Here is a 14,201-nt window from a genome sequence, read left to right on the forward strand (position 1 = left end):
CCCTCCGATTGGGTTTCTTCAAACCAGGCCAAAGGCCACCTCCTCCAAAAGCCTGGGGTCCACCACCTCCACCACCCCTGAAAAAAGCCGCAGGACGCCTTGGTCTTTGAGCTCGTGGAGGACCCGGGTGGTGGTTTCCCGGCTCACCCCGGCCAGGGCGGCCAGGTCCTGGTGGCGGAGCTGGAAGTGGGGCCCATATCCTTGGCGAAGGAGCTTTAAGAGGGCGTAGGCTACCCGGCTTCTTGCCTCCTCAAAGGCCAGAAGGTCCAGCTCCAGGTTGAGTTCCCGCAGGCGGTGGGCCAGGATGCGGGCCAGGTTGTGGGCAAAAAGGGGCAGGCGGCGGATGAGCCCAAAGTAGGCTTCCCGGTAGAGGGCAAGGAGAAGGGTTTCCTCCTCCGCCAGGGCGCTGGCGCTTCGTTCCCTCCCGTCCAAAAGGCTCATCTCCCCAAAAACCTCCCCAGGCCCCAGGAACCCCAGGATCTTTTCCTGGCCTCCCAGGTGGGTGCGGTAGAGGCGCACCCGACCCTCCTCCACCAGGTAAAGGGCCTGGCCCAGATCCCCCTGGTGGAAGATGGCTTTGCCCTTGGGGTAGCTCAGGGGCTGGAAGTAGGAGCGGGCCAGGCGGGTTTCCTCCGGACCCATATCCTGGAAGAGGGGGGATGCCGGCATCGGCCTTACTCTAACCGAGGCTTCATCTTTTGCCTAGAGGATGAGAGGGTGAACCCGGTTTTGGAGGCCATAGACCTGGGATTCTCCTACGGGAACGGCTACCTCTTCCGGGGGGTTTCCTTAAGGCTCTGCCCCGGGGAGGCCCTGGCCATCCTAGGGCCCTCGGGAAGCGGCAAGACCACCCTCCTCCACCTCCTGGCGGGCCTTCTTCCCTTGCAGGAGGGTGAGGTGTACTGGGAGGGAATCCCCATCCGGGGCCTTCCTGAGGGGGTTTTGGCCAGGAGGCGGCTTCGCTTTATGGGTCTTGTCTTCCAGCACCACTTTCTTTTCCCGGAGCTCACCGCCTTGGAAAACGTCCTGGCCCCCGGCTACCTGGCGGGCCGGGTGGACCGGACCCCTGCCCTTGGGCTCCTTTCCCGGTTGGGCCTCAGGGAAAGGGCGGATTTTCTTCCTCAAAGGCTTTCGGGTGGGGAGCGGCAGCGGGTGGCGGTGGCCCGGGCCCTGTACCTTCGCCCTAGGCTTCTTTTGGCCGATGAGCCCACGGCCAGCCTGGACCGTGCCCAGGCCAGGGAGGTGCTCAGGCTCATGCGGGAGTTGGCGGGGGAGGTGGGGGCGGCCCTTCTCCTCGCCACCCACGACGAGGCCTTGGTGGAAGGGCTTCCCGCCTTGCGGCTTTAAAATGGGGCGGTATGAGTCCCATCCACGTGCGGGGCAAGAAGGGAGAGGTGGCGGAAAGGGTGCTCCTGCCCGGGGATCCGGGCCGGGCGGAGTGGATCGCCACCACCTTCCTCGAGGAATCCAGGCTCTACACCTCCTACCGGGGCCTTTGGGGCTTCACCGGCCGGTACCGGGGGGTGCCGGTTTCCGTGCAGACCACGGGCATGGGGGCCCCTTCGGCCAGCATCGTGGCGGAGGAGCTGGTGAGCCTTGGGGCCAGGGTTCTTCTCCGGGTGGGAACCTGTGGGGCGGTGGACGAGGGCCTTTCCCCTGGGGACCTGGTCATCGCCCAGGGGGCGGTGCCCTTGGACGGGGCTACCCGGCAGTACCTGGAAGGCCGTCCCTATGCTCCTGTGCCCGATGCCGAGCTCTTCCGTGCCCTCTGGAAGCAGGCGGAGCAAAGAGGCTACCCGCACCATGTGGGCCTGGTGGCCACCGAGGATGCCTTCTACGCCACCACCCCCGAAGGGGCGAAGGCCTGGGCCCGGTTTGGCCTGCTGGCCTTTGAGATGGAGGCCAGCGCCCTCTTCCTCCTGGGTAAGATGCGGAAGGTGCGGGCGGGGGCCATCCTCACGGTTTCCAACCGCATCGGCGATCCGGAGCTGGCTCCGCCTGAGGTTTTGCAAGAAGGCGTAAGGCGGATGGTGGAGGTGGCCCTCGAGGCCCTTTTGGAGGTGTAGCATGGCCCACGAGCACGAACACGAGCACGAGTTCATCCTGGAGATCCCCGAGTTTGAGCACCTTTCCTACGAGGTGGAGGAGGGCATCGCCCTGGTTACCTTAAGGCGGCCCGAGGCCCTAAACGCCCTCTCCCAGGACCTCCTCAGGGAGCTGGCCGAGGTGGCCGAGGTCATCCATCAGGATCCCGAGGTCCGGGTGGCCATCTTCACCGGGGAGGGCAAGGCCTTTGCTGCCGGGGCGGATCTCAAGGAGATCGCTGCCCTGAAGGATCCCTTCATGGCCCGGGAGTATGCCCTTTTGGGGCAGCAGGTCTTCGCCGAGATCGCCGCCTTGCCCCTTCCCACCATCGCCGCCATCAACGGGTATGCCCTGGGAGGAGGGCTGGAGCTAGCCCTGGCCTGCGACCTGAGGGTGGCCTCCAGGGAGGCCAAGCTGGGGCTGCCCGAGGTGGGGCTTGGCTTGATCCCGGGCTTTGGCGGCACCCAGAGGCTTCCCCGCCTCATCGGGCGGGGTCGGGCCTTGGACCTCATCTTTACCGGGCGCCATGTGTCCGCCGAGGAGGCCTTAAGCCTGGGTCTGGTGAACCGGGTGGGGGAGGATGCCCTGGAGGAGGCCAAGAAGCTGGCCCAGAAGATCCTGAAAAATGCGCCCATCGCCCTAGCCCTGGCCAAGGAAAGCGTGGTGCGGGGCGAGGGGCTGGACCTGGCGGAGGCTTTGGAGATCGAGGCCGACCTTTTCGGCTATGCCTCCGCCACGGAGGACATGAAGGAGGGGGTGCGGGCCTTCCTGGAAAAGCGGGCACCTAACTTCAAGGGGGAGTAAAGGCCGGGCTAAAGCCTTTTTCCTAATAGGAGGGACTTGGCCCTACCTTCGCCTGGGGGTCTGGGATAGTGGCCCTAACCCTCAAGATGTGGTGTAATGTGGAGTTGCCCATGACGGGAGAGCGCATCGTCCACGTTGCCAGCCCCAAGGCCAAGCTATACGCCGAGGCCGACCAGGCCATTCGCGAGCGTCTAAAGGCCTTTCCTAAGGCCCTTAAGGCCTACGAGCTCCTCATCCAAGACCCCGAGGCCAGGGCTGGGTGGAACATGGCCAACTACATCACCATGCGCAAGCTGGGCTACAACGACCACGGCCGGGTCCACGCCCTCCTCACCGGGGCGGCCAGCGTGGCCATCCTGGCCCTCTTGGCCGAGGCAGGGGTGCGCCTGGACACGGTGGAGTCGGGGGCCGGGGAGCTGGAGGATGCCTATGTGGTGGTCCTCCTTGCCACCATGCTCCATGACCTGGGCAACCAGGTACATCGGGACCATCACGAGGCCTTTGGTGTTACCCTGTCCCTGCCCATCCTGAACCGAATCCTGGAGAAGATCTACCCTGATCCCGAGCAACGCACCGCCCTTAGGGCCCTCATCCTTCACGGTATCTATAGCCATGACCTCTCCCCGGAGCCCTTAACCATTGAGGCAGGGGTCACCGCCGTGGCCGACGGCACCGACATCACCAAGGGCCGGGGGCGGAAGGCCTTTGCCCTGGGGAGTATTGACATCCACTCCATCAGCGCCCTGGCGGTGGACGAGGTGCGCATCCTCAAAGGGGAAAAGGTGCCCGTGGAGATCCAGGTGACCATGAACAACTCCGCCGGCATCTTCCAGGTGGAGGAAACCCTCACCAAGAAGGTGCTCCGTAGCCCCTTAAGGCCTTACGTGAGCGTGGTGGCCATGACCGAGGGGGACGGGGACCAGGACCAGCGCATCGTCCACCGGGTGCGCCTTCACGAAAGCGAGGACCGCTTTGTGCTGGACTGAGGCTCCTGACCCGATCAGCCCTGGGGCCAAAGCTCGCGGATTTCCTTGGGGAGCAGGTTCAGCACATCCCGGATCTCCCCTTGGGAAACCTTTTGGGAAAGCACCTTGAACACCGCCCGGGTGGCGGCCTCGGGGTCCAAGGCGGGTCCCGAAGGTGTTTTGAGCTCCCGGGCCACATGGGCCAGGAAGGCTTCCTTGTGCCGCTCCTTAAGGGGCTTGCCCGTGGGGGCCCAGCCCTCGTAGAAGAGGCCCCGGATCAGCATGGGAAGCTCGGCGGCCAGCTGGGCGGTTTCCTCCACGGTGAGGCGATCCCTTAAGGCATGGAGCACGGCCCGCAGGGCCATGTACGCCCGGTGGCGGTCCTCTATGCCCAGGGTTTCCATGATCTCCTTCAACCAGCTGTGGGTCTTGTGGATGGTGGTGTCAAAGACCTCGAGGCCTGTGGCGCTCATACCTACTCCTCCTTTCCTTCACTTACCATCATATATCTTGAGTATGCTGTTGTAAAGGTGCAGGATGCCCCCGGTCCGGGTTGGACGCGGAGGGCTTTCCTTGGCCTGCTTCCCTGGGGCTAGCGCTTGGCCGCCATTTCCTTGGTCAGCTCGCGCTTGAGGATCTTCCCCACGCTGGTTTTGGGCAGGCTGTCCCGGAACTCAATGATGCGGGGGACCTTGTAGGCGGCGAGGTTTTGCCGGCAGAAGGCTTCGATGTCCTTTTCCGTGACCTTGCCCTTATACCCTTCCTTGAGGACGATGAAGGCGGCCACGGTTTCCCCGCGGTAGGGGTCGGGCACGCCCACCACGGCGGCTTCCTGGACGGCTTCGTGCTGGTAGAGGACCTCTTCCACCTCGCGGGGGTAGATGTTGTAGCCTCCGGCGATGATCATGTCCTTTTTGCGGTCCACGATGTAGAAGTAGCCGTCTTGGTCCATTTTGGCCATGTCCCCGGTGAAGAGCCAGCCGTCCTTAAGGGCCTTTTGGGTTTCCTCGGGGCGGTCCCAGTAGCCCTTCATGACGTTGGGGCCTCGGACGACGAGTTCGCCCACCTCGCCTGGGGGCACCTCCTTGCCCTCCTCGTCCACCACCTTGGCCTCCACTCCGGGAAAGGGTAGGCCCACGCTCCCCAGCTTGCGGACGCCATGGAGGGGGTTGCAGTGGGTCACGGGGCTTGCCTCGGTGAGGCCGTAGCCCTCCACCAGCTTGGCCCCGGTGAGCCGTTCAAAGCGGTCGGCCACCTCCAGGGGCAAGGGAGCCGAGCCCGAGATGCAAGCCCGTATGCTCCTTAGATTTCGCTTTTCAATTCCCGGGAAGTGGTTGAAGGCCACGTAGAGGGTGGGCACCCCGGGGAAGAGGGTGACCCGGTGCTTTTCAATGGCTTCCACGATGGGTTTGATCTCCGGCCGGGGCAGAAGGACCAGTTTGGCCGCTCCCAAGAGGGCCAGGTTCATGGCCACGGTCATGCCGTAGACGTGGAAGAAGGGAATGGCCCCCAGCACCACCTCTTCCCCCTCCTGAAAATCGGGGATCCAGGAGCGGACCTGGAGGGCGTTGCTGGAGAGATTCCGGTGGGTGAGCATGGCCCCCTTGGCCACACCCGTGGTCCCTCCCGTGTACTGCAAAAGAGCGAGATCGTCTAGGTCTAAAGGGACGGGCTGGGGATTACCCGGCTTGAGGAAGGTACGCCAGGGGATGCCCTCGAGGCTCCTCGGGGCTTGGCCTTTCCGTTTGAGCATCAGGGGGTAGAGGAGATTCTTGGGGAAGGGCAGGTAGTCCTGAATGCCGGTGCGCACCAGGACCTCTACCGGGGCCTCTGCCTTCACCTCCTGGTAGCGGGGAAGAAGAAGGTCCAGGATGACCAGGACCCTGGCCTCCGAGTCCCTGAGCTGGTGCCGCAGTTCCCGGGGGGTGTACATGGGGTTGGTGTTCACCGCCACGCCTCCCGCCAGAAGGGTGCCGTAGAAGGCGATGACGAACTGGGGGGAGTTGGGGAGCATGAGGGCCACCCGGTCCCCGGGTTTCAGGCCGGCCTCCTGGAGGCCTTTGGCGAAGGCCTCCACCTGCTGCCAAAGGCTTTGGTAGCTAAAGACTTCGCCCCAGGAACTCCAAGGCCACCTTGTGGGGATAGCGGCGGGTGTTTTCCCTTAGAAGGTCGGTGAGCAACCAGGGCCTGGGGGCCTCCTTGGGGACCCCGGGATCGTAGTGGGTGTACCAGGGATGCATGGCACCTCCTTGAACCGGGTCAAAGTTTACCCCTCCTCCCCACCCGGGGCAAGGGGCCTTAGGCCCGGAAGTAGCGGTAGGGGGGGCCTTCCCGGTCCACCTGGCCCTCCTGGCGCAGGTACTCCAGGTGGGCCAGGGTTTCGGCGAAGGCGAAGCGCCTGCCGGGGGCGTCCAGCTCCTGGGGGAAGAGCCTTAGGGAAAGCTCCCAGGCGGTCATGGGAGCTTGAAGAAAGCCGAGCAGGGCCTCCAGGCGCTCCTGGTGGTGGGCGATGAGCTCTTGGGCCCGCTTCTTCACCTCGAGGATGGGGCCGAAGTGCCCCGCATACGCCACCTTGGCTGGAAGCTCCATAAGGCGCTCTAAGGACGCCAGAAAGTCCTTTAGGGGGTTTTCCCGGGTGTAGGCCCAAAGGCCCACGTTGGGGGATACCCGTTCCAAGAGGGCGTCCCCCACCAGGAGGATTCCTTCCTCCTCCAGATAGAAGGCCACGTGCCCGTCCGCGTGTCCCGGCGTCCAGATGGCCCTGAGCTTCTTACCGGCCACCTCCAGCACCTCCCCGTCCTTCAGGGGCGTGGGGTTTTGGGGAGGATGGACCCGCTCCCGGGTTTTGGCCATGGTTTCCCGGATGCCCCAAAGGGCCTCCTCCGGGGTGCCGTGGTCCAGGAAAAGCCGCCAGCTGGCTTCCTCAAAGGCCTCTGGCCGAAGCCAGAAGAGGTGGCCCCGTTCGACCTCCTCCTCGTGCAGCCATACCTGGGCTCCAAGCCCTTCAAAAAAGCCCGCCAGGCCGTAGTGGTCCGGGTGGTGGTGGGTGAGGAGGACGGTCCTGACGTCGGTAAAGCAAAGGCCGAGCTCCGCCAGGCTGAGCTCCAGGGTGCCCCGGGCCGTCTTGGTGTCCAGGGCGGTGTCCAGGAGGGCCACTTCCCCGTTCCCCCGGAGGAGGTAGAGGTTCACCGTCTTCAAGGGGTAGGGGATGGGCACAGGGAGGAGGTAGAGGCCTGGGAGAAGCTCCCTCATAGGAGGACCCCTAGGAGGAAGAGGGTGGCCAGGAAAGGATCCTTTTCCGGAAGGTGCCAGGGGAAAAGGTAGCCTCCCTCGCCATCCGCCCGGACCTCCCTTCCTCCCAGGGCCTGTCTAAGTTTTTCCAGGACTTCCTCCTGGGAGATCAGCTCCCCGCCGGGCAGGACCACGGCCAGGCGGTCCGCATCCCCATCCAGGGCAAAGCCCACCGCCGGGGGTTCCACCGCCTTCATGAGGGCGAGGAGGGTGGGGAGGTTTTCCGGCTTGGGGTCGGGGTCCACCCCGTAGAAGAGGGGGTGGGGGAGGGGGTGGAGTTCCCTAAGCTCCGCCTCGAGGCCCAAGAGCTTGAAGGCACCGGGCAACACCCCTCCACCCGCTCCCCCTAGGGTGTCCAGGTAGACCACCCCCTTTTTCCCCTGGGTTCCCTGACCGGCGCTCCCTGCCAGGTGCTCCAGGTAGGCCTTTTTCCGTTCCAGGACCTGGAAGCTTCCCCGCTTTTGCGGGGCCTCCTGGGGAAGGGTCATCCCTTCCGGGGAAAGGGGTTTCCCCGGGCCCAGGCGGAGCTTCACCCCTTGGTAGCGGGCGGGCTTGCGGCTTCCGGTGAGGTAAAACCCGGCTGCCCCCAGTTCCTTTAAGGCGAAGCCGAAAAGGGGCAGCGGGGAAGAACCTTTCAGGAGGAAGGTTTCCAGGCCCATTCCCCCCAGGATCCCCGCCGCTTCCTCCGCCATCTCCTGGGCCAGGAAGCGGGTGTCGTGGGCCACCACCACCTGGGTTATCCCCTCTGCCTTAACCCTTTCGCCAAACCCTGCGGCCACCCGGGCCAACTGGGCGAAGGTGAACCCCTTGGCGATCTCTCCCAGGAAGCCATCTTGGGTAGGGTAGAGCTCCATGCCTTAAAGTCTACCCCGTGGTACACTCTCCCCCGTGGAGCCAGAGGGTCAGCGCATTTCCTCGAGGATGCAGGGGCCTCCAAGCAGCCATCTTGAAGACGAGCTCCTTCGCTCCCTGAACGAGGCCCAGCGCCAGGCGGTCTTGCACTTTGAGGGGCCAGCCCTGGTGGTGGCGGGAGCGGGCAGCGGCAAGACCCGCACCGTGGTCCACCGGGTGGCCTACCTCATCGCCAAGAGGGGCGTCTTCCCCTCGGAGATCCTGGCGGTCACCTTCACCAACAAGGCCGCCGAGGAGATGAAGGAGCGCCTTAGGCGCATGGTGAAGGGGGCGGGGGAGCTTTGGGTTTCCACCTTCCACTCCGCTGCCCTGCGCATCCTGAGGGTTTACGGGGAGAGGGTGGGGCTTAGGCCAGGGTTCGTGGTCTACGACGAGGACGACCAGACCGCCCTCCTCAGGGAGGTGTTGAAGGAACTTGGGCTTGCCGCCCGCCCCGGGCCCATCAAGGCCCTCTTGGATCGGGCCAAGAACCGGGGGGAGGCCCCCGAGTCCCTGCTTTCGGAGCTTCCCGAGTACTACGCGGGCTTGAGCCGGGGAAGGCTTTTGGATGTGCTGAAGCGCTACGAGGAGGCCCTTAGGGCCCAGGGGGCCTTGGACTTTGGGGACATCCTCCTTTACGCTCTGCGCCTCCTGGAAGGGGACCAGGAGGTCTTGAAGCGGGTCAGGAGGCGGGCCCGCTTCATCCACGTGGACGAGTACCAGGACACCAACCCCGTGCAGTACCGCTTCACCAAGCTTTTGGCGGGAGAGGAGGCCAACCTCATGGCCGTGGGGGACCCGGACCAGGGGATTTATTCCTTCCGCGCCGCGGACATCAAGAACATCCTGGAGTTCACCCGGGACTTCCCCGGGGCCAAGGTGTACCGCCTCGAGGAGAACTACCGCTCCACCGAGGCCATCCTGCGCTTTGCCAACGCCCTCATCGTGAACAATGCCTTGCGCCTGGAAAAGACTTTGAGGCCGGTGAAGCCTGGGGGGGAGCCCGTGCGCCTCTATAGGGCCAAGGATGCCCGGGATGAAGCCCGCTTCGTGGCCGAAGAGATCCTGCGTTTGGGCCCTCCCTTTGACCGGGTAGCGGTCCTCTACCGCACCAACGCCCAAAGCCGCCTCCTGGAGCAGGCCCTGGCCTCCCGGGGGGTTCCGGCCCGGGTGGTGGGTGGGGTGGGGTTCTTTGAACGGGCGGAGGTGAAGGACCTTCTGGCCTATGCCCGCCTCAGCCTGAACCCCCTGGACGCCGTGAGCCTCAAGCGGGTGCTGAACACCCCTCCCCGGGGCATCGGCCCCGCCACGGTGGAGAAGGTGGAGGCCCTCGCCAGGGAAAAGGGGCTTCCCCTCCTCGAGGCCCTCAAGGTGGCGGCAGAGGTTCTGCCCCGCCCTGCTCCCTTACGCCACTTCCTGGCCCTGATGGAGGAGCTCCAGGAACTGGCCTTTGGCCCTGCGGAAGGGTTTTTCCGCCACCTCCTCGAGGCCACGGATTACCCCGCTTACCTGCGGGAAGCTTATCCTGAGGATCACGAGGACCGCCTGGAGAACGTGGAGGAACTTCTCCGGGCGGCCAAGGAGGCGGAGGGTCTTATGGAGTTTCTGGACAAGGTGGCCCTTACCGCCCGGGCGGAGGAGCCGGGGGAGCCTTCGGGCAAGGTGGCCCTCATGACCCTGCACAACGCCAAGGGGTTGGAGTTTCCGGTGGTCTTCGTGGTGGGGGTGGAGGAGGGGTTATTGCCCCACCGCTCCTCCTTGAGCACCCTGGAGGGCCTCGAGGAGGAGCGCCGCCTCTTCTACGTGGGGGTGACCCGGGCCCAGGAAAGGCTTTACCTCTCCCATGCGGAGGAAAGGGAGGTGTATGGGCGCACCGAAGCTTCCCGGCCAAGCCGCTTCCTGGAGGAGGTGGACGGGGGGCTTTATGAGGAGTACGACCCTTACCGGGTTCCTGTCAAGGCCCCCCCGGCCCACCGGCCCAAACCCGGGGCCTTTAAGGGCGGGGAGAAGGTGGTTCACCCCCGTTTTGGTCCGGGCACGGTGGTGGCGGCCATGGGGGACGAGGTGACGGTGCACTTTGAGGGGGTGGGCCTGAAGCGGCTTTCCCTGAAGTATGCGGACCTGAGGCCCTTGGGGTGAAGCCATGCGGCCCGAGTACCACAGGACCCGTCCTTTGGCTTTTCTCTACCGGGCCCCTTCCCCCCTCTTTGACCGGCTGGTGGCGGAGGTGGCCACCGCCAGGCTTCCCCTTTTCCTTTATCCCGTGGAGGCCCAGGATCCCTTTGCCCTCCTCCCCTGCCTGGCTTCTCTGGGCCTGGCCGGGGCGGTGCTGGCGGAGGCCCTGCCCCCTCCCAAGGACTTAGCCCCAAGCCTTTCCCTGGAGGCGGAGGCCCGGGAGGCAGGGCTTTTGGACCTGGTGGTGCCCCGGGTGGGGGGCTTTTGGGGCAGTACACGGAAGGGATAGCCCTGGAGCGGTTTCTCTCCGCCCACTTCCCCGGGGCCAGGGGGCTATGGCTTGGGCCTTTACGGCTCTCCCTGGTCCCTTTTCTCAGGTCCCTGGGCCAGGTTTCCGTGGTGGCCGGGAGCTTTGCCGAAGGGGATAGCTTTCTGGCCCGCCTACCAGAAAGGGCCCGGGGGCACGTGGCCTTAAGGCCGGAGGAGGCCAAGGGCCTCTCCTTGAAGGCGGATGTCCTCCTTTATGCGGGAGGGCGGCTTAGCCTGGATTTGCTCCAGCCCTTCCACGCCCTGGTGGCCCTGGTACCGGTGGAGAAGGGGGTCTGGGAAAGGGTGCAGGTGGTCTACCCCCCGGAGGACCTTCTGGGCTATAGGGTGAGGGCGGTCCTCGAGGGGCTCGGCTACCCCCTTTGACGGGCCTCTCGGGCCAAAAGCCCCATGCTGAGGGCGATGAGGGCGAAGGCGATCAGGGCCTGCAAGGGGATGGGGAACTGGGGGATGTACTCCACCGAGCAGGGCACCGGGGGCTTGCAGGCCAGGGTGAAGAGGTCGGGGAACTTTTGCTCCAAGAGATGCAGGGCGCTGAGGCTTCCCCCGATGAGGGAAAGGGCCAGGCTGTAAGGCCAGACCCGGAGGTCCTGCCGCCATAAGGCTAGCCCTAAGATCACCGCTTGGGGGTACATGAAGATGCGCTGGTACCAGCAGAGTTCGCAGGGCAGGAAAAGCCGCACCTCGGAGTAGTACAGGCTTCCCAAGGTGGCCACCAGGGCCACCAACCAGGCGAAGGCGAGGAGAAGGGGAGCGCGGTTCATGGGGAGAGCATACCGTCTGCCCACTTCGGTGCCTAGGAGGAAGTCCTTTCTCAGGTAGCGCCTTCCTGCAGGTAGGCGGGCTTGGGGAAGGAGATTTTCACCGGCTGGCGGAAGGTGGCGTGGCTAAGAATCAATTCGCCTTTTTGCAAACGGGATATGTTGGCCTTGATGGCGGGGTCTAGGAAGCGATAGACGGGAGAGGAAAGCTCGGCGGAGCCGCTTCGCCCCAGGACCAAGGTGGAGGAGTTGCCCGCTACACGCTCGTGCACAGCGCTCATGAACTGCTCTGCTCCAAACAGGACCACCCCCAAGGACCGGCCCCGTTCAGCGATGTCCAGGACCTGTTCCAGGATTGGCGATTCCTTCTCTCGTGCAGGGGCGTACTTGTTGAGCTCGTCCACGAAGATGATGACCTTTTCCGGCAAATCCTCGCGCTCGCTACCCTCCTCCGCATAGAGGTTGTAGATGGTGCGCAGGATATCGCCAAAGACCAGGGTCTGCTCATCATCCGCCAAGCGGGCGATGTCCACCACAATGGTTTCCCCACCCCGGATCCTGGCGATTTCCTCGCTTAGGTTTTTGACGTGCTTTGGGCGCTGGGAAATGAAAATTCCTGTTTGACGGGTCTGGACGATGCGGCGGAGTAGCCGCCTAAACCGGGCTACAGATTGGGCGCGTACGTCTCCTACCGCCTGGGCTTGGCCGTCTTTAACTAGGGGTTCACCGTTGAGCAGGGTTTGCCAGTCATGTACTCCCTTCCACTTGCCTGAGGGTCCCCATTGCCCCGTTTTGGGGTCGGAAAGGCCTTGGGTAATCTCCCCGATGAGGGCGCCCACGGTGTCCCAGGGATCGGGGATGTTGGAAAGGAGAAGGTCCAGCTTGTTGTAGGTGTCCTGCAAGGAGTAAGCGTACGTGAACCAGTTGCGTTCGGGAAGGCGGAAGCTGTTGGGTCGGCCTGTGGTGTAGGTGTCTTTGCCGTAGGGAAGAAGGTAGCGTACGTTGCTGAAGGGTTTGGGAGTGAGGCCAAGCTTTTCCCAAAGCTCGTGCTGTTCGGGATCGAGGCCCCTTGGGGGAGGCTGGTCTATGGAAAGAAGGTCGCCGTGCTTGACGTTAAGGATGATGACCCCTATCCGGTCTCGGTTTTCCACCTTTTGCAGGATGGACTGGATGAGGAAGATGGCGTAGGAGGTTTTGGTGGCTAGGCCCGAGATGCCGCTTATGTTCACGTGCGCACCTTCAGGCCCCAGGATGTAGCGGCTATCCAGATAAACCACCGCCTGGGTGCCGTTAGACATCGCGATGAGCCCAGCGGGAACCCGGTAGCGCTCCGGCACCTGGTCTATGCCCAGGGCAACATGGATCCCTTTTTCGTCGGCAAAGCGTACGGGTCGGTCGTTCATCACCGGCATGTAGATGTCCTGATCGTTGGAGAGGACGGCCACGCGGGCCACGGTGGTGCCTTGGCGAAGGGTGTTGGGTTCCGTGGATACTTGCCCAAAGTCGTTGGAGATGAAGTTGGAAAGGTGGCTGGGGGCGTCCGTGGAATGCTCGAGGGTGGTCACAATCCCAAAGGTGTGGCTTTTTTCGCCCCCAGGGGCTACTTGCTCGGCTTCCACGATGTCAAAGGGGTTGACGATCACCTCCGGTGCCAGCCAGAAGTGAAACTCGTCGGAGGAGTTGGGCTGGTTGGCAGTGGCCGAGGAAAGGCCTATTACCGGGCGCTCGGTGGACTCAGACATGGTTCACCTCCATTTCAAAAACTGTTGCACCACTTCTCGGGACACCAGGCTTTCCTTGATCGCCCTTTCCGCCAGGAAGATGGGGTAAAGGTGGGCGTGCCAGCGGCGGTCTTGTCCATGAGGGGTGACGCTTCTTTCCGCCACCAGGGCGCGGGAGAGGAGGTCGATGAGCTCCGAGGGTACCGCTTCTAGCGAGGGGTTGACCAGCTCGGCTTTGACCACGCCCATTAGGGGGTAGTCCACCTGGGTCTGCTCCCGAAGGCGGACGTACCAGAAAACCAGTTTTCCTTGCCGGGCGCCAAAGGCGGCGGTGCGGTGATAGGGCTTCAGATCGGCAAGGAGTTTGTAGATGGAGCGGCGCTCGGCCCGCGGCCCACGACCGAAGACAAATTGGGGATCTTTACGAAAGTTCTTGGCCACCCCTAAGACGGGTTTAATAATCTCGCTCTGCTCCAGATCGCTAAGGGTCGGTTGGAACTGAAGGGAACCGTCCACCACCAACCACTGGTCCAACCCCAGTTTAGGTAAAACCCGCCTGATGAGCTCCGCTTCCAGGTTGTGCATCTCGAACCGGACTTTGCCCGCAGCCTTGTTGCGGAGGTCAAAATCGGAGAGTACGCCGGATACGATGTCCCGTTCTTCCAGATCCACAAGCCTTATATCCGCCATCGTGGCGACGTTTTCCAATTTGCTCCACAGCTCAGAAGAAAGGCGCTTTCTACCCGCAAGGAGCAGGTTTCGTATTTCTAAAACTTCCCGCCGCACCGAGCCATTATCCTCGCGGCGGAGCACGCAGGCCCCGATTTGGGCAAAGTGAACGGGGGTTTCCCGCTCGTGCTCGAGGAGAGTGCCCAGGAAGTAGGAACGGAAGGAGCCATCCAAGAAGTAACGGAAAAGGTGCCTTTTGCTTCGGGTCAGGGGCGGGGTGGGCCGATAGAGGCTGGGCCTGGTTCCGTCCGTGCTTCTCTCAACGATTGTTTCGAAAACCCGTTCCTCTTCGTTGAGGGCCTGGTCCTCTCGCTCCTCAAAGTCGGGCCGCTCCAGGTCCTCCACCGCTCCGCCGACGGCGGGGAGCACCTCCACGCCCTGGGCGATGGTTTCGAGGATATGGCGCAGGTTTCGCAATGCCTGCACAGGTTATCGCCTCCTTCATCGGGCAA

The 14,201-nt window shown here is 63.8% G+C and carries 14 protein-coding genes and 1 pseudogene; 7 read left to right on the forward strand and 8 right to left on the reverse strand.

From position 1 onward, the window contains the following. Positions 1-18: 18 nt before the first annotated feature. The gene (locus EBI04_RS12515) at positions 19-669 is read right to left on the reverse strand and encodes a Crp/Fnr family transcriptional regulator (RefSeq protein ID WP_135257730.1); all 651 of its coding nucleotides are present in this window, start codon (positions 667-669) and stop codon (positions 19-21) included. 48 nt (positions 670-717) lie between these two features. On the opposite strand from EBI04_RS12515, the gene EBI04_RS12520 reads away from it, so the two are divergent. From EBI04_RS12520 to EBI04_RS12535, 4 genes are all read left to right on the forward strand, one after another. Then, entirely contained in the window at positions 718-1,347 is a 630-nt protein-coding gene (locus EBI04_RS12520) for an ABC transporter ATP-binding protein (protein WP_135257731.1), read from the forward strand. 11 nt (positions 1,348-1,358) lie between these two features. Then, positions 1,359-2,066 (forward strand): phosphorylase family protein, encoded by a 708-nt coding sequence (locus tag EBI04_RS12525; RefSeq protein WP_135257732.1) that lies wholly within the window; start codon positions 1,359-1,361, stop codon positions 2,064-2,066. Position 2,067: 1 nt separating this feature from the next. Further along, positions 2,068-2,889, forward strand: a complete 822-nt coding sequence (locus EBI04_RS12530; protein ID WP_135257733.1) for an enoyl-CoA hydratase/isomerase family protein — start codon at positions 2,068-2,070, stop codon at positions 2,887-2,889. Between the two features lie 110 nt (positions 2,890-2,999). Further along, positions 3,000-3,875 carry an HD domain-containing protein gene (locus tag EBI04_RS12535; protein WP_135257734.1) on the forward strand — a complete coding sequence of 292 codons (876 nt, stop codon included), beginning with the start codon at positions 3,000-3,002 and terminating at the stop codon, positions 3,873-3,875. A 14-nt stretch (positions 3,876-3,889) separates the two neighbouring features. Here EBI04_RS12535 and EBI04_RS12540 read toward each other — a convergent pair whose 3' ends face one another. The 4 genes and pseudogenes from EBI04_RS12540 to EBI04_RS12555 form a co-directional block, all read right to left on the reverse strand. Next, on the reverse strand, positions 3,890-4,327 hold the full coding sequence (locus EBI04_RS12540) for a DUF2267 domain-containing protein (RefSeq protein ID WP_135257735.1): 438 nt from the start codon (positions 4,325-4,327) through the stop codon (positions 3,890-3,892). Between the two features lie 119 nt (positions 4,328-4,446). Continuing rightward, a pseudogene (locus EBI04_RS12545) lies at positions 4,447-6,094 on the reverse strand (long-chain-fatty-acid--CoA ligase). A gap of 58 nt (positions 6,095-6,152) precedes the next feature. After that, the gene (locus EBI04_RS12550) at positions 6,153-7,106 is read right to left on the reverse strand and encodes an MBL fold metallo-hydrolase (protein WP_135257736.1); all 954 of its coding nucleotides are present in this window, start codon (positions 7,104-7,106) and stop codon (positions 6,153-6,155) included. Next, positions 7,103-7,999: a phosphohexomutase domain-containing protein gene (locus EBI04_RS12555; protein ID WP_135257737.1), complete on the reverse strand. Its 897-nt coding sequence runs from the start codon at positions 7,997-7,999 to the stop codon at positions 7,103-7,105. Before EBI04_RS12555 ends, EBI04_RS12550 begins: the two co-directional genes overlap by 4 nt. Before the next feature lie 67 nt (positions 8,000-8,066). Here EBI04_RS12555 and EBI04_RS12560 point away from each other — a divergent pair, with 67 nt between their 5' ends. Genes EBI04_RS12560 through EBI04_RS14030 form a run of 3 tightly spaced genes read left to right on the forward strand, consistent with a single transcriptional unit; the run spans position 8,067 to position 10,904 of the window. Continuing rightward, positions 8,067-10,175 (forward strand): ATP-dependent helicase, encoded by a 2,109-nt coding sequence (locus EBI04_RS12560; RefSeq protein ID WP_135257966.1) that lies wholly within the window; start codon positions 8,067-8,069, stop codon positions 10,173-10,175. A 4-nt stretch (positions 10,176-10,179) separates the two neighbouring features. Beyond that, positions 10,180-10,500 (forward strand): hypothetical protein, encoded by a 321-nt coding sequence (locus EBI04_RS14025; protein WP_240695318.1) that lies wholly within the window; start codon positions 10,180-10,182, stop codon positions 10,498-10,500. Beyond that, on the forward strand, positions 10,476-10,904 hold the full coding sequence (locus EBI04_RS14030) for a hypothetical protein (RefSeq protein WP_240695319.1): 429 nt from the start codon (positions 10,476-10,478) through the stop codon (positions 10,902-10,904). The genes EBI04_RS14025 and EBI04_RS14030 overlap by 25 nt, the downstream gene beginning before the upstream one ends. Here the strand turns inward: EBI04_RS14030 and EBI04_RS12570 are convergent. From EBI04_RS12570 to EBI04_RS12580, 3 genes are read right to left on the reverse strand one after another with little or no spacing between them, the layout of a single operon-like run. Continuing rightward, positions 10,892-11,302, reverse strand: coding sequence for a disulfide oxidoreductase (locus EBI04_RS12570; protein ID WP_135257738.1), 411 nt, complete (start codon positions 11,300-11,302; stop codon positions 10,892-10,894). The genes EBI04_RS14030 and EBI04_RS12570 overlap by 13 nt on opposite strands. A 50-nt stretch (positions 11,303-11,352) precedes the next feature. Then, positions 11,353-13,041 carry an ATP-binding protein gene (locus tag EBI04_RS12575; protein WP_135257739.1) on the reverse strand — a complete coding sequence of 563 codons (1,689 nt, stop codon included), beginning with the start codon at positions 13,039-13,041 and terminating at the stop codon, positions 11,353-11,355. Between the two features lie 3 nt (positions 13,042-13,044). Beyond that, entirely contained in the window at positions 13,045-14,175 is a 1,131-nt protein-coding gene (locus EBI04_RS12580; RefSeq protein ID WP_135257740.1) for a hypothetical protein, read from the reverse strand. Positions 14,176-14,201: the final 26 nt, after the last annotated feature.

It is taken from the genome of Thermus caldilimi, assembly GCF_004684245.1.
In the GTDB taxonomy this organism is placed as follows: domain Bacteria; phylum Deinococcota; class Deinococci; order Deinococcales; family Thermaceae; genus Thermus; species Thermus caldilimi.